Below are 21,465 nucleotides of genomic sequence, written 5' to 3'. Positions count from 1 at the left end.
AACACCCAATTATGTGCAAATATTTCTATTGTATATTTATTGATTAGTTACTTATGAGACAATTTAGATAAAATCCCTGAATTATCAGGAAAAGATTGATGTTAAATCCGTAATTACCCAAGATATGTTATTCACAAATTCGGTTCTAGATTATACTCAGATAATTATGTTTTATTTAAAAGGAGATCAATTAACAAATATTTTCCTCCAAAAATTAGCAAAAATGAACTATTCCATTTTCATAAGCTGTGCTAGTCTTTTTATTAATTCAACATTTATGAATGAAAAATAAATTGTTGAGTTTATTTCTATAAACAGAAGAAATACTAAAATCCACTCAGCTTTGTACAGCAGAATTGCCTAAAGAAACAAAACCTATTCTTTGATAAACCGGGGTTTTGCATCTCACTAAGTTACAAACTGCTAGACTATTGAAAAGCTGTTTAAGTATTTTTTCACTATTCACAGAATTTGCCACAGAGTGCTGATTATTTTGTAACGATTTTGGCAGCTTTTATCAGTCTAATCATCTAAAATAGGTTATCCTGGACTTTAAAAACTGGCAACTGCTATATCAACATACAGAACATTATTCCTCCATAGGTAAAACATTCAATGATTAAGAGATAAAACCGTTTCTGTATTCATACATATCCTTCAGATTAAGTATGTTCTATTGCCAGTTCGCTTGGTGTTAAGGAAATGTAGCTTAGTAACACCCAAGCAAAATTATGAAATGTTGGGTTGCGTTCCTTAACCCAACCTACCTAAAGCTTCAAAAATGAATTATCAATTATTAATTGGTAAATATGCTGCGGTGCTGATGTAAATTCAAGCATTTAAACTTACCTGCGGTGATTGGGTGAATGTAGATAGTTATTCTATCTGCTAATAGCTTAATTTACTGCACAATTTACGGTACTCAAAATTAGTCTATGTCCTATGTCTTCCCCCCTTCAAAAGATAGACACGATAAATAGTTCTTTGACGGAATTAGAAGCCCAAATTAATAGTTTTGAACAGGCTGTGCTGAAGTTTATAGAGGAAGGAAAAATGAATTCAGGAAACCTAAAAAATTCGATAAATTCCATGTCAACTAAGGAAATTAATAGAAAACTACACACAACTCCCATAGCTATTATTGGTATGGCTTCCTTAATGCCTCAATCGAGAACATTAAGGGATTACTGGCAAAATATTGTTAATAAAATTGACTGTATCACTGATGTTCCTTCTACTCATTGGAGCGTAGAAGATTACTATGATCCTAATCCGAGAACAGCAGAAGATAAAACCTATTGTAAACGTGGTGGTTTTATTCCTGAAGTTGATTTTAACCCTATGGAATTTGGTATTCCTCCCAGCATTTTAGAAGTTACAGATGTTTCTCAACTATTAAGTTTAGTAGTTGCTAAAGAAACAATGGAAGATGCTGGTTATAGCGAATCCCGTGAATTTAGCCGCGAAAATATCGGCGTGATTTTGGGTGTAGCTATGGGCAAACAATTGGGAATGCCATTAACTGCCAGATTGGAATATCCGGTTTGGGAAAAAGTTCTCAAAAGCAGTGGTGTATCTGACGAAGATACTAAAAAGATTGTTGATAAAATCAAATCTGCTTATGTGAAATGGGATGAAAATGCTTTCCCTGGAATGTTAGCAAATGTGGTGGCTGGCAGAATTGCTAACCGTCTCAACTTTGGCGGTACAAACTGTGTAGTTGATGCGGCTTGTGCTAGTTCCTTTGGGGCATTAAAAATGGCCATTAGTGAATTAGTTGAACATCGTAGCAATATGATGTTAACCGGTGGAGTAGACACCGATAACACGATCATGGCTTACATCTCATTTAGCAAAACTCCAGCAGTTACTCCTAGCGAGAATGTGAAACCATTTGATGCTAAATCTGATGGGATGATGTTAGGTGAAGGGATTGGGATGATTCTCCTCAAACGCTTAGAAGATGCCCAAAAAGATGGGGATAAAATCTATGCGGTAATCAAGGGAATTGGTACTTCTAGTGATGGGCGTTATAAGAGTATTTATGCCCCTAGAAAAGAAGGACAAGTTAAAGCCTTAGAACGGGCTTATGATGATGCTGGATTTTCTCCGGCAACTGTGGGTTTAATGGAAGCACACGGTACAGGAACAATGGCAGGAGATCCCATAGAATTCAGTTCTTTAAGAGATTTCTTTGGTAAACATGACACCCAAAAACAACATATTGCTTTGGGAAGTGTAAAATCACAAATTGGACATACAAAAGCCGCCGCAGGTGCAGCCAGCCTTATTAAAACTGCCCTAGCATTGCATCATAAAGTATTGCCAGCAACCATCAATATTACCGAACCAAATCCCAAATTAGATATTGAAAATTCCTCCTTTTATCTCAATACTCAAACTAGACCTTGGATCAAGGCAGAAGGTGAAACTCCCCGACGTGCGGGGGTGAGTGCCTTTGGTTTTGGTGGCACAAATTATCACGTTGTTTTGGAAGAATACGAACCAGAACAACAAAGTTCTTATCGTTTACATGGTGCAGCCGGTGAAGTGCTATTATTTGGTGCTACTCATGCGGAATTAATTAGCAAGTTAGAAGCAACTTTAAATAATTTGCAAGCTAACGACGGCGAAAGATTCTATTCTCAATTATTGTTAGATTGTCAATCTTTAGCTATTCCTACAACTGCCCTAAGAATTGGTTTTGTATCTGAGAATTTACAAGAAGCTTGTAAGTTACTGCAAGTTAGTCTTGGTTTACTCAAAAGTAAGCCTGATGCAATTTCTTGGGAACATCCTCAAGGTATTTATTACCGTTCTTCGGGAATGGATTTAGGTGGAAAAGTTGTCGCTTTATTCTCTGGACAAGGTTCTCAATACTTGGAAATGGGCAGAGAAGCGGTGATGAATTTCCCCAGCTTGCGACAGTTATATGGCAAGATGGATCATCTGTTCAAGCAAAGCAATTTACAACCAGTTTCTGAAGTTGTTTTCCCTCATTCTACCTTTGATGAAGTTGAGAAAAAAGCCCAAGTTGCAACTTTGCAAAGAACGGAATATGCACAGCCGGCAATTGGGGTATTTAGTGCTGGGTTGTATGGAATTTTGCAACAAGCTGGCTTTAAGGCAGATTTCACCGCAGGACATAGTTTTGGTGAATTAACCGCTTTGTGGGCTGCGGGAGTATTGAGTGAGGCTGATTATTTGTTCCTAGTGAAAGCTAGAGGACAGGCAATGGCCGCACCCAAAGACCCAGATCATGACGCTGGTAGTATGTTAGCGGTGAAGGAAGATATCAGCAAAATTGAACCGGTGCTGAAGCAGTTTCCAAAAGTAAGTATTGCTAACTTTAATTCTCCTACCCAAATTGTTTTAGCCGGTCCAAAGTTAGAAATTCAAAAAGTTCAAGATGCTTGCGAAAAGTTAGGATATAGTGCAGTTTTATTGCCTGTGTCTGCGGCTTTCCATACTCCATTAATAGCATTCGCGCAAAAATCCTTTGCCATTGCTACTAAATCGGTAACTTTCCACAATCCCCAAATTCCGGTTTTTAGTAATGTCACTGGTAAACATTATCCCCAAAATGCAGCGGCAATTCAAAAGAACTTAGAAAGCCATTTGGCTAGTTCTGTATTGTTCAAACAAGAGATTGAAAATATCTATGGGGCTGGTGGTTATTGCTTCGTAGAATTTGGACCAAAAGGGGTTTTGAGTAACTTGGTAAAAGATACATTAGGCGATCGCCCCCATCTTACCATATCTCTAAATCCCAGCGCCTCCAAAAACAGCGATCGCTCTTTGCGAGAAGCCGCAGTTCAGTTGCGAGTTATCGGCATGAATTTGGGCAATCTTGACCCCTACAAACTCCCTGCCGTATTCCCTCCCATTGCCAACAAAAAGACCCTCAGCGTCAAATTAACTGGCATTAACTACATTTCTGATAAAACCAAAAATGCCTTTACAGAAGCATTAGCGGACGGACATAAAATTTCCGAAATTCAGGAGTTCAGGAATGCCTCCGCGGGAGGAGCTTCGCTAACAGAAGTTCAGGATTCCAGTAGGGGTTTAGCATTGCTAAACCCGTCTATAAATTTAGAAATAGAAACCCCTGTAATTGCCAAAATTCCCCCAAATAATGGACATAACGGCAACGGTAACGGACATAAAAAACAACCCCTCATTGAAACCCAGTTACAGCCACAGATGACTACTACTGCAACCATCATAAAAGAGCCTGAAAAAGAACCCAGATCAGAATTGTTCACGCAGCAACTCGAAGGGAAGATGCAAACACCAGATAAATTGATAAATTGCCAACAAATTCTCACCAGCTTAGGAACACTTTTGAGCCAGTTCCAGCACAACCAAAGCGAGAATTTAGAAGTTCACAGCACATATCTTAATAATCAGATAGAATACGCGAAAACCTTCTTTCAATTAATGCAGCAGCAAAACACCTTATTTGCTAATGCTAAATCTTCCGCTGAAGCTGCTCAAATTAAGCAAGTGATCATGGAAAGCTTAGAGCGGAGTATGATGCAGTTTCATTCCCAACAAGGTGAAACTCTCCGCATTCATGAACAATATCTGCGGGAACAGATAGAATATACCAAACACTTTTTCCAACTCATTCAAGAAGAATATTCTCAACTCATTTCTGATACCCAAGCAGCAGCACCAGCAAATATATATGCTGCTCCAGAAGAAGCACCTGTAGCTCCTACTGTCACCATAATTCCCCCTCAAGCATTACCAGTAATTGAGCCAAAAATTCAATTAGCAGCACCTATTCCCCCAGTAATTGAAGTTGCAAAACCTGTAATTGCTGCACCAGTAATTGAACCTGAACCAATTATTATTCCCCAGTCCCCAGTTGCATTCATACCAGAACCTGCAACTAGCAGCCTAAATCTTGATGATCTAGCTAACAATCTATTAAGTATCACCAGCGAAAAAACTGGTTATCCTATCGAAATGCTAGAACTCGATATGGACATGGAAGCAGACTTAGGAATTGACTCCATTAAACGGGTAGAAATTCTGGGAGGATTGCAAGAATTATACCCCAACTTACCTAAACCAAACCTGGAAGAACTGGCAGAAAAACGCACCATTGGTCAAGTTGTCGAATATCTGCAAGGACAACAACAGGTAACAGCAGAAATCGCACCTGAACCAATCATAGTTCCTCAAATGCAAACCCAGGTAATAGACGAAGTAGCACCAGAACCAATCATCATTCCTCAAGTGCAAACACAGGTAATAGAGGAAGTAATACCAGAATCAATTTCCATTCCCCAGTACCAAGATTTAGGACAAACCCTGTTAAACATCACCAGTGAAAAAACAGGTTATCCAGTGGAAATGCTGGAACTGGACATGGACATGGAAGCCGATTTAGGCATAGATTCCATCAAACGGGTAGAAATACTGGGAGCAATGCAGGAAGCGTATCCTGACTTACCCAAACCCAATATTGAAGAATTAGGCGACTTACGGACAATCGGGCAAATCGTTAACTACCTCCAATCACTGGTGGGAGGTGAAAAAAAAAAGCCGCAGTTTGATGTTAACCAGATAACCCCCCTTAATCCTCCCTTGTTCAGGGGGGAAACCACAGAGGTGGTTGATTTAACCCCACCTCCTATCGTCGACATCAATCTTCCCCGTCGTCCAGTTCAGCTAAGAACCTTACCCAGACCAGATTTTTTGGAAGCGCAGTTACCCCAAGGACACATTGGTTTAATCACTGATGATGGTTCTTTAACTACCACCAAACTAGCCCACGCACTGATAGAACAAGGTTGGAAAGTTGTAGTTTTGAGTTTCCCCCAATCATTAGTTCCCGAACAATTGCCATTACCCGCAGGTGTTACCCGCGTCACATTGGCAAACATGAGTGAACAACATCTGCAATTATTATTGCAAAGTGTGACTACTAAACATGGAGCGATTGGGGCATTCATTCACTTACATCCTCAATTTACTCCTGAAAAACCTGGACATATTTCCTATCCAGAAGCAGAAAAGGCAATTATTAAACAAGTGTTTTTAATGGCAAAACATCTGAAAACAACTTTGAATAATGCGGCATCTTTAGCAGGAAGAACAAGCTTTTGCACAGTTGCCCATCTGGACGGTGAATTTGGCTTAGGACATCAAGGTAATTTTAGTGCAATTAGTGCTGGTTTGTTTGGTTTAACGAAGAGTTTGCGCTGGGAATGGCCACAGGTATTCTTCCGAGCAATTGACCTGAATCCCACTTTAGATCCTCACGAATCTGCTGAATATATCGTTGCTGAATTGCACGATTCTAATCGCTATATTGGCGAAGTTGGTTATGGTAATCAAGGACGGGTAACGCTGGTGGCAAAAAGTGAGTAATGTCTAAACTGTGATTTGTTTGATTAGTTTGATTTTTTTGATTGAATTATTTGCTGAGTTTACTGGATTCATTTCTTGTTTATTTTCTCATCAATCAATAAATCATCCCCATCAAACAAATCACATAAATCATAGTTTAGACGAATTAATCATCCAAATCAAATAAATCCCATAAATCATAGTTATGACTGCAACTGTTCAAGTTAGCCCATCTTCTGTCTTTGTTGTCAGTGGTGGTGCAAAGGGAATCACTGCTCAATGTACTATTAAATTAGCTCAACATCAACCTTGTAAGTTTATTCTTTTAGGTCGTTCTGAAATTACCACAGAACCAGAATATGCTCATAATTGTTTAGATGATTCGGCTTTGAAAAAGCGCATTATGGAAAATTTGATTTCTCAAGGTGAGAAACCAACACCCATGATGGTACAAAAGATATTTAATCAGATTAATTCTAGTCGGGAAATTAAGAAGACTTTAGCAGCTATTGAAGCTACAGGAGGAAAGGCTGAATATATTAGTGTTGATGTCACTGATACTGTAAAATTGCAAGCCAAACTTCAAGAAATTTCTGATAAAGTTGGGCAAATTACCGGCATTATTCACGGTGCTGGTAACTTAGCAGATAAGTTAATTGAAAAAAAGACAGAAGATGATTTTGAGAAAGTTTATACTGCTAAAGTTCAGGGTTTAGAAAATCTCCTATCTTGTGTTAATCCCCAGCAATTACAACATTTAGTATTGTTTTCTTCCGTGACTGGATTTTATGGTAATATCGGTCAAAGTGATTATGCGATCGCTAATGAAATTCTCAGTAAATCAGCCCATTTGATGAAACAATATAACCCTAATTGTCATGTAGTGGCAATTAACTGGGGTGGTTGGGATAGTGGCATGGTGACACCACAATTAAAAAAAGCATTTGCAGAAAGAGGAATTAGTATTATTCCCGTAGAAGTTGGGACACAAATGTTAGTTAATGAACTACATCCAGCCTATCAAGATCATCCACAAGTTGTGATTGGTAGTCCCATGAAACTACCACCTGCTCCTTTAGGTTTAGAACTTCGCAGCTATCGCATTCGCAGAAGAATGACATTAGCAGAGAATCCATTTTTGCATGATCATACAATTGCAGGTTCACCAGTTTTACCAGCAACCTGTGCTAAATCATGGATGGTAAATGGCTGTGAAGAAATTTATCCAGGTTACACATATTTCAGTTGCCAAGACTTCAAAGTTTTAAAAGGAATCACCTTTAATTCTACCTTGGCTAAAGAACATATTCTAGAAATCCAAGAAGTTGCCAAAGTTGATGGTAATTTTGTCGAATTTCAGACCAAAATATTGAGCAAAACCCCCGAAGGTAGAACTCATTATCACTTTAGTTCTCTGATAAAACTGGTAAAAAATATGCCAGAAGCACCCATTTATGAAGCAATGGATCTCAGAGAAGATAATATCGTCACTGATACAGCCAAAGACTTCTATCAAAATGGTGATTTATCCCTATTTCATGGTCCTGCATTCCAGAAAATTACCAAAGTTTTAAATATCAGTCCAGAAAAACTCACAGCCGAATGTTGTTGGCAAGAAATTACAGCCAAAGAACAAGGACAATTTCCCGTAAAATGGCACAACCCTTATATAATTGACTTGAGTACCCAAACATTATGGCTATGGTTAAATTATATCCATAAAGAAGTTTGTTTACCAGGACAATTAACATACTGTGAACAATATCTAGCAGTACCATTTAACGTCCCCTTTTATGTGTCCTGTGAAATCATAGGCAAAACCGACACAGGTGCAACAGTCAACTTCATTATCCATAATCGTGAAGGAAAAATATACTCGAAAATCTTAGGAGCAAAAGCCGTAATTTGGCCAATGAAAATGTTAAATAAAAAGTAAAATAATATGAAACTCTAATTCTTTGCGCCTTTGCTCCTTTGTGCCTTTGCGCGAAACAAATTCATATTATTAATCCTTGCCGATTGGGGGAATAGCGTAAATCCTTTTCAGTCACGTCTTATGCCCCAACGAGGATTTCAAAAGTGGAAAAAATAGCAATCATCGGGTTATCTTGCCTATTTCCCGATGCTAATAATCCTGAAGAATTTTGGCAGAATCTCACCGCAGAAAAAGATTCCACATCATCTATAACTGTAGCGGATTTGGGAATAGATCCCGCTATATTCTACGATGAAACCAAAGGTAAACCGGAAAAATTCTACTTTCAAAAAGGTGGATTTATCCGCGACTTTAAATTTGATGCCAACGAGTATAACTTACCTGCGGCATTTGTTGAAAGCTTAGATAATACCTTTAAATGGTCATTGTACGCTGCCAAACAAGCCATTATTCAAAGTGGCTATCTGGGAAATCAAACTGCACTTGCAAAATGTGGCGTAGTTTTAGGAACTTTGGGATTACCAACCAAAGCTTCTAATAGTCTATTTGCTCCTATTTATCAGCAAAATATTCAACCTGCAATTAGTGAACTATTACAGGAGAAAGACTTTCGTTTAGGAGGTTCATCAACCTGCACAAAAGTCTCTCCATACAATGCTATGGTTTCCGGTTTACCCGCTGCTATAGTTTCCAAGGCCTTTTCTTTATCTGCAACTCATTTCTGTATAGATGCTGCTTGTTCGTCATCATTTTACGCCATTAAATTAGCATCCCATTATCTACAATCTGGCAAAGCAGATTTGATGTTAGCTGGTGCAATTAGTTGTGCAGATCCATTATTTGTCAGAATGTTATTTTCTGGTATTCAAGGATATCCAGATAATGGCATTAGTCGTCCTCTCGATAAGTCATCACGCGGGTTAATTACCTCCGAAGGAATTGGGATGGTAATGCTCAAAAGACACAGTGATGCTGTGAGAGATGGTGACAAAATCCTGGCAACAATTTGCGGTAATGGACTATCTAATGATGGTAAAGGTAAACACCTTCTTAGTCCTAATCCTCAAGGGCAAACTCTGGCATATCAAAGAGCTTATTCAGAGGCTAAACTTAACCCCCAAACTATTGATTATTTAGAGTGTCATGCTACCGGCACTCTATTGGGAGATACCACAGAATGTAACTCAATTGAAGGCTTTTTTAGTCCATATAAAGCAGCACCATTAGTAGGTTCAACCAAAACAAATGTTGGTCATTTACTTGTGGCTGCGGGCATGGTAGGCATAACCAAGACAATTTTAAGTATGTCTCATGGGGTTATTCCTCCAACTATTCATGTGACTCAACCCATAGGTTCTGAAAACAATGTTGTCTCTCCAAAAAACATTGTCAGAACGCCTACGAAATGGCCGAGTCAAGGAACTAAAAGAGTAGCTTTAAGTGCGTTTGGTTTTGGTGGAACAAACTCTCATATCATTCTAGAACAGGGGAAGTAAGCAAATGAATATTGAGCAAAACAAGACTGCAAAAATGGCAATTGTGGGCATGGATGCCTTTTTTGGAGAATGTCAAGAATTAGATGCCTTTGAGAGCAGCATTTATGATGGAAAACAGCATTTTATTCCTCTACCAGAATCAAGATGGCATGGTATTAATGAACAAGAAACTTTACTGCGAGAGTATGGTTTAGAAGCAGGAGAAGTTCCCCAAGGAGCATATATTGATAATTTTGAAGTTGATACTTTAGCTTACAAAATTCCTCCTAATGAAGTTGAAAAAATCAACTCTCAACAACTTTTATTATTAAGAGTTGCTGACCGCGCCCTCAAAGATGCCGGACTTTCACCTAATAGTAATGTAGCGGTAATTATCGCCGCAGATACAGAATTATCTGTACATCAACTCCAACAAAGATGGAATTCATCTTGGCAAATAAAAGATGGTTTGAATGGGGCAGAAATTGCCTTATCACCAGAGAAAATCAATCAACTAGAAGGCATTGTTCAAGATAGTATTCACAATCAAGTTGAATTGAGTGAATATCTGAGTTACGTTACCAATATTATGGCTAGTCGGATTTCCTCTTTATGGAATTTTTCTGGTCCATCTTTTACCATTAGTGCCGTCGAAACAGCCGCTTTTAAAGCCTTAGAATTAGCGCAAATGCTGCTAGATACTAATGAAGTAGATGCTGTAGTTGTGGGTGCTGTTGACTTAGCAGGAGGGGTAGAAAATGTCTTATTGCGAAGTCAATTTGGCACAATTAATACAGGAGTCAATACTTTAAGTTTTGACGAAAAAGCCAATGGTTGGAATGTGGGAGAAGGTGCAGGTGCAGTTGTTCTTAAACGTCATGATACGGCGTTAGCAAATAACCAACGTATCTATGCAGTAATTGATGGTATTAGCATTGGTCAATCTCCCTCAATGGCTGTAGATAGCCATACCATTAGCCAAGTATGTCAACAAGCTTTTCAACAAGCCGGAATTGAACCCACAAAAGTCAATTATTTGGAAGTCTGCGCTAGTGGTATTCCCGCAGAAGACGAAGCCGAAATTAGCGGTATCCTTCAAGCTTATCCTGCCGTTGGTGATGGTTTACACTGCGCTATAGGTAGCGTTAAAGCAAATATTGGTCATACCTTCGTTGCATCTGGAATTGCCAGTTTAATAAAAACTGCACTGAGTATTTATCACAGATATATTCCCGGAACTCCCAATTGGTCTGGTGTCAAAACACCGCAAGTATGGGAAGGTAGTCCTTTCTATGTTGCAACTGAGTCCAGACCTTGGTTTTTGCAAAAAGAGGTCAAATCTCGAATTTCCGCGATTAATAGTATTGGTTGTGACGGTTCTTTTGCCCATATCATCTTATCAGAAGAAACCGCACAACCAGAACGTACCAGCACATATTTAGAATCAAGACCTTTGCATTTATTACCCATTGCAGCAGATGATCAATCTAGCTTATTAGCAGCGTTGGATCATTTGCAAGCAACAATTGAAAATGCTGATTCTCTCAAAAATATTGCTAGTCAAACCTTTGTTAAATTTCAACAAAACTCTGAAAGCAAATATACACTTTCCCTAACTGGACGCAACCAAAAAGAATTAATTAAAGAAATTAATTCAGCTAAAAAAGGTGTAACTAATGCCTTTGCAAATGGCAAAGATTGGCAGACTCCCATAGGTAGTTATTTCACACCCAAACCCCTGGGGAAAAATGGAGAAATTGCCTTTGTTTATCCCGCTGCTGTTAATACTTATTTAGGTATTGGCCGGAGTCTTTTCCGTTTATTTCCTAAAGTCTTAGATGATGTCATTATCAAAAGTCTTGACGAACGAGCAGCAGATGTGGAAAAATTGGTATTTCCGAGAAGTTTGAGTAAATTATCAACTCGACAATTAGAAACACTAGAAAAGAAATTGCTGGATGATTCCTTAGCAATGTTTGAAGCAGAAGTGCTTTTTACCAGATTAATCTCCACAATTATCACCGAGGATTTTAACATTAAACCTAAATATGTCTTAGGATATAGTTTAGGTGAAACTAGCATGATGGTTGCTCAAGGAGTATGGAGCAATTTTTATGAAGTTAGTCATACCTTTAATTCATCAGCTTTATTTGGAGATAGATTATCTGGTTCCAAAAACGCTGTCCGTGAGTATTGGGGACTACCAAAAACTGACACAAATCCAGAGAATAAGTTATGGGCTAACTACGTTCTTATGGCTACTCCAGCCCAAGTTAGAGAATGTTTAAAAAATGAAACCCGTGTTTACCTAACACAGATTAATACCCCAGAAGAAGTATTAATTGCTGGAGAACCAGCAGCTTGTGAGCGAGTAATTAAAACCCTGGGTTGTAATTCTTTTCCTGCTCCTTTTGATCATGTGATTCATTGTCAAGCAATGCAATCAGAATCTCAAGAACTAGAAACCTTATACACATTACCAGCACAAAAAATCCCCGGAATCAAGTTTTACTCCGCTGCTGAATATCAATCAATTGAAATTGAAAGCAACCAAATTGCTCACAATATTGCCACAGGATTATGTCAACAACTCGACTTTCCCCGCTTAGTTAATCGCGTCTATGGTGACGGAGCAAAAATCTTTATTGAAGCCGGTGCAGGTGGTATTTGTTCACGCTGGATAGATAAAAATCTGGGTAATCAAGAACATCTTACCGTATCCCTAAATAGACGGGGTACAGATGACCATAGTTCCCTAATTAAAGCATTAGCAAAACTATTGAGTCATCAAGTAAACTTAAATCTCGCTCCTTTATATAACCTATCTTCAGAAAACACCCAACAGAAAAAAGCTGCACTGAGGAAAGTTACATTAGGTGGTAATTCCATGACTTCTGCAATTTTGAATGCAGAAAATCGCCAAATATTTGCTAATAACCAAAAGCAAACAATTTCTACTCATCAAGAGTATAAAATCATCAATTCCCTACAGACATCGGAGAAAATAGCACCCACAGAAATTTACCCCAAACCACAGAAAAATACCATGAAAACGATCATGGAGAACGGTTTGGAATTGTCAAAGAAACTAAAATTCTTTGAGTCAACAAAAATCATTAAGCAAAACATAAATCAAGAATCTAGTGGAAAAATTAGCATGAATGATTTAAAAATTGCTCAGTATCAAAACCTGAGTAACAACACCGCCAAATTAACTAAAACACACACAAGTTTCTTAGCAGCTAGACAAGATTTTAGTCAACAAATGAGCGAAATCATTCAATTGCAACTAGCTTGCGCTCAAAACCTACTCAACGAAGAAAAATAACCAAAAATCGGCGTTGCTAAATTGACGTGAAAAATATGGCTACACCATGCAAAATCTCAAACTTTGCGCCTTAGCTCCTTTGCGTCTTTGCGCGAAACATATTCATATATTTGATCAGCAACGCCAATTTTTTTACTTCATTTCAAATACCCTGCTTATAAATTGAGGAATAACTACCGTGACAACAATCGAGACGGTACTAAATAAACATGATAATGGACTGGGTTTTTTTACCTGTAATCATCAAAACCAAATTTGGAAAGGTTCATTAGATTGTGTTAGCTTTGAAAAAAGTGCCATCAAAGATAAACTATTAAGATCAGATAAACCCTGCTATATTATTAAAATATCCGGGAAAATTGGTGCTACTAATGATGGCTATTTAGCACCTAATGATAATGTTTCATCTGGACAAGCAGAACTTTTAATCTCACTCCCTCCCCTCCGGTTACAACAACTTGGCGACCCCAGTTTTCTCGCTGCTTATGGTGTAAAATATGCCTATATGACCGGAGCAATGGCTGGGGGTATTGCTTCTCAAGAAATGGTAATTGCCCTCGGAAAAGAGAAAATTTTAAGTTCCTTTGGTGCAGGTGGGTTACTTCCAGAACGGTTAGAAACTGCGATTAATACTATTCAAGAAGCATTACCTAATGGTCCCTATGCTTTCAATTTAATTCACAGTCCAAACGAACCAGCTATTGAACGCCGCGCTGTAGATTTATATCTCAAATATGGTGTCAGAACAGTAGAAGCATCAGCATTTTTAGACTTAACTGCTAACATCGTTTATTATCGAGTTGCTGGGTTAAGATTAAATGCAGCTAATCAAATTGATATCAGAAATAAAGTCATTGCTAAAGTTTCCCGTCGGGAAGTAGCAACTAAATTTTTGCAACCAGCACCAGAAAGAATCCTCAAAGAATTACTTGAGAAAGGACTAATTACAGAATTGCAAGCTAATTTGGCAAGACAAGTGCCAATGGCTGATGATATTACCGTTGAGGCTGATTCTGGTGGTCATACAGATAATCGTCCTTTAGTATGTTTATTACCTTCAATTATTGCCCTCAGAGATGAAATTCAAGCCCAATATAATTACTCAGTTCCTATTAGAATTGGCGTGGCTGGAGGCATTGGTACACCAGAAGCAGCTTTAGCTGGTTTTATGATGGGTGCTGCTTATATAATGACGGGTTCAATTAATCAATCTTGTGTGGAATCTGGTGCTTGTGAACATACTAAAAAATTATTAGCACAAGCCGAAATGGCAGATATGATCATGGCTCCCGCAGCCGATATGTTTGAAATGGGAGTCAAATTGCAAGTTCTCAAACGCGGGACAATGTTCCCCATGCGCGCGCAAAAATTGTATGAATTATATCGCACTTACGACTCTATTGAACAGATTCCCGCAGCCGAAAAAGATAAGCTAGAAAAACAAATTTTCCGTAAAAGTCTTGCGGAAGTTTGGGAAGGTGCAGCGGCTTATTTATCCCAAAAGAATCCTGAAAAATTGGGTAAAGCTGTTAATAATCCTAAATTGAAAATGGCTGTAATCTTTCGCTGGTATTTAGGGTTATCTTCCCGCTGGTCTAGCACTGGTGAAAAAGGTCGGGAAGTTGATTATCAAATTTGGTGTGGACCAGCTATGGGTGGCTTCAATGACTGGGTGCGTGGCTCTTATTTGTCAGAACCTAATCAGCGTCATGTTGTTGATGTTGCTGACCAAATTATGAAGGGGACAGCATTTTTATATCGCACCCACAGTTTAAAAATGCAGGGTTTACAAATGCCTGCTTATTACAGTCAATATCAACCAATTCCTTCTATATTGGAGAAGTAAAAAATGAATTTAAAACAGTCTTATAATGCTGAAAGTATTCAAGCATTTCTAGTTTCTCATCTTGCGGAAGTTGTCGGAGTCGAAACCGCAGAAATTGATGTTGACGAAAACTTAGAAAATTATGGTTTGGATTCTGCTCAAGCCATGATGATCATTAGTAAATTAGAGGAATTACTAGGTTTTAAACCTTCTCCTATTTTACTTTGGCATTATCCTAATATTGCGGCACTTTCCCAACGATTGTCAGAAGAATCTAGTAATGGTTCTCAGCTACAAGATGCAGGTTCTGGAACAAATTCCCCTGTTAATTTTGCTCCTCCTCTGCTAGATTTGGGTGCGGAAGCTGTTCTAGACCCCACTATTCAACCCGTAGGTACTGCTGTTTCTGTTACTAACCCTAAAAATATCTTTTTAACTGGGGGAACAGGTTATTTAGGCGCTTTCATGATCAAGGAATTACTAGAAGTATCGGACGCAACTCTTTATTGCTTAGTCCGTGCTAGTAATTTGGAAGAAGGTAAAAGCAAATTAGAAAACAATTTGCAACAATATGGCATTTGGCAAGATCATTATAGTGGCAGAATTATTCCTATAATTGGTGATTTAGCACAGCCACATTTGGGGATTAGTGCAGAACAATTTGAAAATCTAGCTGCTAACATTGATACTATTTATCATAGTGCCGCTTTACTGAATTATGTTTATCCTTACTCAGCATTAAAAACAGCGAATGTTTTGGGTACACAGGAAGTTTTGCGGTTAGCTTGTCAAACTAAAGTTAAGCCATTGCATTATGTTTCTAGTGTGGCTGTTTTTGAATCAACGGCTTATGCTGGTAAGTTAGTTAAAGAAGATGATGATTTTCATGACTGGGAAGGTATTTTCCTCGGTTATTCCCAAACTAAATGGGTAGCAGAAAAATTAGTAAAAATTGCTGGTAGTCGAGGATTACCTATTACTATTCATAGACCTCCTTTAATTTCTGGAGATAGTCAAACTGGAATTTGTAATACCCATGATTTCATCAATTTGATGATTAAAGGTTGTCTGCAAATGGGGTCTTTCCCTGATGTAGATTATATGTTGGATATGTCTCCTGTTGATTATGTCAGCAAATCTGTTGTTTATCTTTCTCGACAAGAAACATCTGTAGGTAAGGCTTTCCATTTACAACATCCTCAACCTGCTTCCTTAAAATCTTTAGTTGATTGGGTACGTTCTTTCGGATTCTCACTGAAGATGATTCCCTACGAAGAATGGCAAGCAGAATTAATTAATAATGTCACTTCTCAAGACAATCCTTTATATACTTTGCGGCCATTTTTACTAGAACGTTGGTCAGATGAACAAATCACTATTCCTGATTTGTATTTACAAGCGAGAAGACCAATTATTAGTTGTGAAGAAACTCTAGAAGCACTAAAAGGCAGTTCTATTGTTTGTCCACCTATTGATTCTCAATTGTTGATGACTTACACATCTTATTTAGTACAGACTGGTTTCCTAAGTCTTGCCTAATATCAATTTTCCATGAGGCTGCATATAATTATGAAATCCATTATTTTATCCGTATTTATCCGCGTTAATCTGCGTTTATCTGCGGTCAATTATTCTGGAAATCTTAATTATAAGCAGCTTAATTTTTATTTAGTATAATGGTGTTGGTAAGATTTATCCGTGCCAATTCCAGCTAATTCACTTTTTTGTAAAATGAACATAAAATGCCAGGGAACAGTTTTAATTACGGGTTCAGCTAATGGTATTGGTTATCAGTTAGCCCGGATTTTTGCTCATAATAATTATAATCTTGTATTAGTAGATAGAGTAGGAGAAAAACTCACAAAAATAGCTGTTGATTTTGCAGAAGAATTTGGAATTTCTGTTAAAACTATTATCAAAGATTTATCTATATCTACATCTCCTCAAGAAATTTTCTCGGAATTACAAGAAGCTGGTATTAAAGTTGATATCCTGGTAAATAATGCCGGATTTGGTACTTATGGGTTATTTAATGAAACTAATCTTAATACTGAACTAGAAATGCTGCAAGTAAATCTAGTTTGTCTGACCCATTTAACAAAATTATTTCTCAAAGACATGGTTAAACAAGGTTATGGGAAAATATTAAATGTTTCTTCTGCCGCTGCTTTTCAACCAGGTCCATTAATGGCAGTTTATTTTGCCACCAAAGCCTATATTTTATCATTCTCCGAAGCGATCGCTAATGAATTAGAAGGTACAGGTGTCACCGTCACAGTTCTTTGTCCAGGTTCAACGGCATCTGCTTTTCATGAAAGAACCGGCATGGCAGATTCTAAAATGCTCAAGGGTAAAAATATGATGGATGCGGCAACTGTAGCTCAGATGGGATATGATGCTTTAATGAAGGGGAAAATCATTATTATTCCTGGTTTTATCAACAAACTGATGTCAAAATGTGTGCGGTTTATTCCTAGGAAAATGGTGACGAAAATTGTGAGAAGTATGCAGGAAGACAAGTAATTTAGTTTTCAATGCTAACCTACTTAACTTTGACATTGGGAACAAAAATGACTAGAACGCCCACCTAACTTAATTCGCTGGATCACGTTACCACAAACCTTACAAGGTTCGCCAGTGCGATTATAAACCCACGCTTCACCGCCATAATTACCGTTAACGCCTTTAACACTCAAGAAATTACTAAAAGTTGTCCCACCTACCGCAATACTCGCTGATAAAACTTGAATAATTGCAGTTCGCAAAAGTTCGATTTTTGGAAGTTGCAATTCTGTACAAAGAGTTGTTGGTAAAATCCCACTTTTAAACAAAGCTTCATCTGCATAAATATTACCTAATCCTGCCACCATTGACTGATCTAATAATCCAGTTTTAATGGGACGACGGGATTTTTTTAATTTATCGGCTAAATACTCTACAGTGAACTCTGGGGAAAAGGGGTCAACTGCCAATTTCGCCAAACCTGTCATAATACTTTCTACAGCTACATCATCAGGAACATACCACATTTGCCCGAAGGTGCGCTGGTCAACAAAGCGTAATTCTTGCCTTTCCCCAAAAAATAACCTGACTCTGGTGTGTTTGTGTAAAGGTTGATCTGGGGTTAACCAAAGTAACTGACCGGTCATGCGGAGGTGAACTCCTAAATAACTGGGGGAAGGGGAGGAAAGTTCAGCGAGGAGATATTTACCACGACGATGCCAGGTAGCAATGGTATTGCCTTTAATTTTATTAATAAATTCATCAACAGAAACCGGGTAGGCGATGGTGCGTTGTAGCAATACATCTCCTCCCGTGATTTCTTGACTCAGGGTTAATTGATTTAAACCCCGGCGGACTGTTTCAACTTCAGGCAGTTCAGGCATTCAAGCAAATAATATTTTTAGGGGCAGGTATGGTCAACGAGAGGAAATGGGCAAGATTTTCACCTTGACATCTCCTCCTATTATCCCATTAAACAATCCCCTTGATGCTTGGCTGTTTATTTTGCTGCGGCTTTGGGTTTAGGTGCTTCGACCTCAATTAACTCATCTACAGCAAAGTTGTTGGTATTGAGATTAGAATAGTTAACTTTCTCAAAGCGAACAATTACAGGGTATTTGATGGCGGTTTTGTCAACAGAAACCACTGTACCAATATCCTGAGACCAGTAGGACTCAGGGCGCAGAACACGTACTTTAGAACCACGTTGAACCATGATGGATCTTCCCTTTTGAAGTATGAATGCCGTTAAAGTAGGGCTGATTGTTCTCACTCTACATCCTGAAGGTGTTGGCTTGTGGTTTTGTTAAGTTATTTGTCAAATTGGTGAATTTTCATGGGGAATAAGTTGTTAATCTTCTTAATTTACCCCTTGACAAAGTACCTATAATAGATTAACCTCATTCCCAAATACCCCTTGCAAAATGTCTTATGTCTTACTTAATACAAAAACACTACCTTCGTTCCCCCTGCCAATCCGGAGATCATCATCTATATAAGTAATATCTAACCAACCTTGTTGTTCACTTTGAATGGGAAAATCAAAAGCTGTAAATTTTTGCCCCGATTCAATTTGTTGGATGAAGTTTCCTGGTGTTGTATAGCCAATTAGGCTTTGTAACCCGATGATAGAACGTTGGAATTTTACTTGTACACGCCGTTCTGAGACTGGTTCAAATTTAGCAACAACGCTAACTAATCCTGCAAATAAAGGAATGCCATAAATCTCAGCTATATTATAAATACTGTTGGTTTCTTTGCGAATACATTGGTAAATTTGACCAAGTTTACATAAGGGTAAACGATCTATGTTTAATAGAGCTTTGCTTGTGGTGTATAGTAGTCGCCAGTTGCCTTCTAGTAAATTACTAGCTGCTAATGGCCGTGGTGTAGGATTAAAATCTTCTAAGTTAGCGATCGCTGCTAAAATAGCTTGTTGTTGTTGCTGATTTGCTAATAAACCGCGATTTGTGCCAACAATTATATCTATGAGAGTTGATTTACCTATCATTAACCTGTACCTCAAGAGTTTGCATGATGAAACAGCATTAATAAAATATTAATGTTCTTTGTCTATAACCAGACAACTCGTAAATAATGCCTTTTTGGCTACCGTTCCCTAATTAAATGAAAATTTTCTTTAATTCGGATTCAGCAATTAAAGAGTTGTATGAAGGAATAAATTAACTCGTATCAAATGATAGACTCTTAATGTCTAGTTATATAAACCCTTGTGTGTGATTGTTAATATGTTAGATTCTCCCCTCCGCGAAGCTCCCCGAAACCAACGAGCATCAGTTATTCCCTTAAAACAAGAGTCCTCCATGTTGGACTGGTTGCGGCTGAGTGGCAGACTGATAGCCCGTGATATCCATGACACCGACTCGCGGGAAGATGTAGAAGTAATATCCGATTTTCTGGGCGTGGACGACGGAATTGGTGATACTGACTATGATGATGACGATGATGTAATTGCTGAGGAGGACTAGTTCGCAGGATCTTGTGAACTAGTAACCAAAACCGGTTTGGATTATTTTGTTGAGGTTTTTTAAAGTGTGGAGTGAAGGGACTTTTTTTTGTGGACGCTAAATTATCTCCTAATCAAAGTTTGAATTTTTCGGGAATTGGGTTAGCCTCCTTGCTGGCCTTGTTACTCAGTACGACAGCCTTAATTTCAGATTGGATGGGAAATAGAACCCCATGGGCTACTACTTCCCTCACCCTACCTCTTTTATTATCTGCTGTGGGTGTGGCGATTTTGGGACAGTGGGTAATCCCTCTGCTACAAACGCTCAAAACCGGGCAAATCATCCGGGAGGATGGACCCCAGGCACATCTCAAAAAGGCGGGAACACCAACTATGGGGGGTATATTTTTTATCCCTGTAGCGGTGATAATTGCTTGTATATTATCCGATTTTTCAGAAAATGTGCTGGCGGTTTCGGCTTTAACACTCAGCTACGGCTTAATTGGCTGGATAGACGACTGGCAAATTTTGCGTCGGAAGTCTAACAAAGGAATTTCTCCAAAGATGAAGTTAGCTTTGCAAGTTATCTTTGGGGCGGTATTTTGTGCGTGGTTGGTATTTAAGGGTGATTTTAGTATAACTAATATCCATGTACCTTGGGTGGGTTTATCCTTACCTTTAGGACTGTTGTTCTGGCCTGTGGCGGGTTTTGTCCTGGTTGCCCAGAGCAATGCTACTAATTTAACAGATGGGATTGATGGTTTGGCGGCGGGAACAGTGGCGATCGCTATTTTCGCATTAGGTGTGATTATTGCGCCAACTTCTCCCGACTTGATGGTTTTCTGTGCTGCTGTCAGCGGTAGCTGCTTGGGCTTTTTAGCCTACAATCGCAACCCGGCTAGTGTTTTCATGGGTGACACCGGTTCTTTAGCCCTGGGTGGCGCTTTAGCTGCGGTTGCACTGTTAACTAATACCTTAGTAGTCTTGTTTATCTTGAGTGGGATTTTCTTTGTCGAAACTCTCTCTGTGATGGCACAAGTTGGTTATTATAAAGCTACAAAAGGACCAGATGGCAAAGGTAAGCGATTATTTAAAATGGCTCCTTTACATCATCATTTAGAATTAACTGGTTGGTCAGAATTGCAAGTAGTGGCTGTGTTTTATATTATCGCCGCTTTTCTAGCTTCCGTTTGTATTATGTCCATAAAATAATCAGTTTTGTTTTAATCATCAGATTTTTCACAAATAAAAATTCACAACCTCCAAATTTGGGGGTTGTTTTTGTTTTGAGATTGGGGGTTCTGTCCAGAACGTAAATTACCCCAATTCCCAATACTCAAATTGTCATTTACACCCTTGAATTTGGAGTTTAAGTAAGAGGTTATTTGAAAACTTTTTCCTGTGGGATCTGATCCCCCTAAATCCCCCTTGAAAAGGGGGACTTTGAGGAATTTAGCCCCCCTTTGTAAGGGGGGTTGGGGGGATCTCGATTAATTCTGATACTTTTCAAACATCCTCTTAGAGGGTGTTTGAAAAGTTATGGTTGATGTATCAAATATTTTTTACCCC

General features: G+C 38.5%; 12 protein-coding genes. 9 read left to right on the top strand and 3 right to left on the bottom strand.

The genetic code is table 11. The annotated features are described in order from the left end of the window. Positions 1-942: 942 nt before the first annotated feature. From FJR06_RS02840 to FJR06_RS02810, 7 genes are all read left to right on the top strand, one after another. Positions 943-6,384 (top strand): type I polyketide synthase, encoded by a 5,442-nt coding sequence (locus FJR06_RS02840; RefSeq protein WP_168650687.1) that lies wholly within the window; start codon positions 943-945, stop codon positions 6,382-6,384. A 184-nt stretch (positions 6,385-6,568) separates the two neighbouring features. Next, a complete protein-coding gene (locus tag FJR06_RS02835; RefSeq protein ID WP_015081098.1) occupies positions 6,569-8,299 on the top strand; it encodes an SDR family NAD(P)-dependent oxidoreductase in 1,731 nt (576 codons plus the stop codon). A gap of 143 nt (positions 8,300-8,442) precedes the next feature. Then, a complete protein-coding gene (locus tag FJR06_RS02830; RefSeq protein WP_168650685.1) occupies positions 8,443-9,795 on the top strand; it encodes a polyketide synthase in 1,353 nt (450 codons plus the stop codon). Positions 9,796-9,799: 4 nt separating this feature from the next. After that, on the top strand, positions 9,800-13,102 hold the full coding sequence (locus tag FJR06_RS02825) for a type I polyketide synthase (RefSeq protein WP_168650683.1): 3,303 nt from the start codon (positions 9,800-9,802) through the stop codon (positions 13,100-13,102). Positions 13,103-13,280: 178 nt separating this feature from the next. Further along, positions 13,281-14,948, top strand: a complete 1,668-nt coding sequence (locus tag FJR06_RS02820; protein ID WP_168650681.1) for a PfaD family polyunsaturated fatty acid/polyketide biosynthesis protein — start codon at positions 13,281-13,283, stop codon at positions 14,946-14,948. 3 nt (positions 14,949-14,951) lie between these two features. Then, a complete protein-coding gene (locus tag FJR06_RS02815; protein ID WP_168650679.1) occupies positions 14,952-16,466 on the top strand; it encodes a thioester reductase domain-containing protein in 1,515 nt (504 codons plus the stop codon). A 192-nt stretch (positions 16,467-16,658) separates the two neighbouring features. Beyond that, entirely contained in the window at positions 16,659-17,450 is a 792-nt protein-coding gene (locus tag FJR06_RS02810) for an SDR family oxidoreductase (protein ID WP_015081103.1), read from the top strand. Between the two features lie 23 nt (positions 17,451-17,473). On the opposite strand, the gene FJR06_RS02805 is transcribed toward FJR06_RS02810, so the two are convergent. From FJR06_RS02805 to FJR06_RS02795, 3 genes are all read right to left on the bottom strand, one after another. After that, positions 17,474-18,313 carry a DNA-formamidopyrimidine glycosylase gene (locus FJR06_RS02805; protein WP_015081104.1) on the bottom strand — a complete coding sequence of 280 codons (840 nt, stop codon included), beginning with the start codon at positions 18,311-18,313 and terminating at the stop codon, positions 17,474-17,476. A gap of 116 nt (positions 18,314-18,429) precedes the next feature. Next, positions 18,430-18,645: a photosystem I reaction center subunit IV gene (locus tag FJR06_RS02800; protein WP_168650678.1), complete on the bottom strand. Its 216-nt coding sequence runs from the start codon at positions 18,643-18,645 to the stop codon at positions 18,430-18,432. A gap of 213 nt (positions 18,646-18,858) precedes the next feature. Next, positions 18,859-19,440 (bottom strand): PAP/fibrillin family protein, encoded by a 582-nt coding sequence (locus tag FJR06_RS02795; RefSeq protein WP_168650676.1) that lies wholly within the window; start codon positions 19,438-19,440, stop codon positions 18,859-18,861. Between the two features lie 238 nt (positions 19,441-19,678). Here FJR06_RS02795 and FJR06_RS02790 point away from each other — a divergent pair, with 238 nt between their 5' ends. Together FJR06_RS02790 and mraY are read left to right on the top strand one after the other, a co-directional pair. Further along, on the top strand, positions 19,679-19,918 hold the full coding sequence (locus FJR06_RS02790; protein WP_015081107.1) for a DUF3134 domain-containing protein: 240 nt from the start codon (positions 19,679-19,681) through the stop codon (positions 19,916-19,918). An 89-nt stretch (positions 19,919-20,007) separates the two neighbouring features. Then, the gene (gene mraY / locus FJR06_RS02785) at positions 20,008-21,108 is read left to right on the top strand and encodes a phospho-N-acetylmuramoyl-pentapeptide-transferase (protein WP_168650674.1); all 1,101 of its coding nucleotides are present in this window, start codon (positions 20,008-20,010) and stop codon (positions 21,106-21,108) included. The last annotated feature ends 357 nt before the right edge of the window (positions 21,109-21,465 follow it).

It is taken from the genome of Dolichospermum sp. UHCC 0352, assembly GCF_009711925.1.
Lineage (GTDB): Bacteria > Cyanobacteriota > Cyanobacteriia > Cyanobacteriales > Nostocaceae > Dolichospermum > Dolichospermum lemmermannii.
This window is presented reverse-complemented; position numbering and strand designations above follow the sequence as displayed.

Excerpts from the sequence above, each read along its gene's own strand:
- FJR06_RS02840 (WP_168650687.1), top strand. The coding sequence starts at position 943 with ATGTCTTCCCCCCTTCAAAAGATAGACACGATAAATAGTTCTTTGACG.
- FJR06_RS02835 (WP_015081098.1), top strand. The coding sequence starts at position 6,569 with ATGACTGCAACTGTTCAAGTTAGCCCATCTTCTGTCTTTGTTGTCAGT.
- FJR06_RS02805 (WP_015081104.1), bottom strand. The coding sequence starts at position 18,313 with ATGCCTGAACTGCCTGAAGTTGAAACAGTCCGCCGGGGTTTAAATCAA.
- FJR06_RS02815 (WP_168650679.1), top strand. The coding sequence starts at position 14,952 with ATGAATTTAAAACAGTCTTATAATGCTGAAAGTATTCAAGCATTTCTA.
- FJR06_RS02825 (WP_168650683.1), top strand. The coding sequence starts at position 9,800 with ATGAATATTGAGCAAAACAAGACTGCAAAAATGGCAATTGTGGGCATG.
- FJR06_RS02810 (WP_015081103.1), top strand. The coding sequence starts at position 16,659 with ATGAACATAAAATGCCAGGGAACAGTTTTAATTACGGGTTCAGCTAAT.
- FJR06_RS02800 (WP_168650678.1), bottom strand. The coding sequence starts at position 18,645 with ATGGTTCAACGTGGTTCTAAAGTACGTGTTCTGCGCCCTGAGTCCTAC.
- FJR06_RS02790 (WP_015081107.1), top strand. The coding sequence starts at position 19,679 with ATGTTAGATTCTCCCCTCCGCGAAGCTCCCCGAAACCAACGAGCATCA.
- FJR06_RS02795 (WP_168650676.1), bottom strand. The coding sequence starts at position 19,440 with ATGATAGGTAAATCAACTCTCATAGATATAATTGTTGGCACAAATCGC.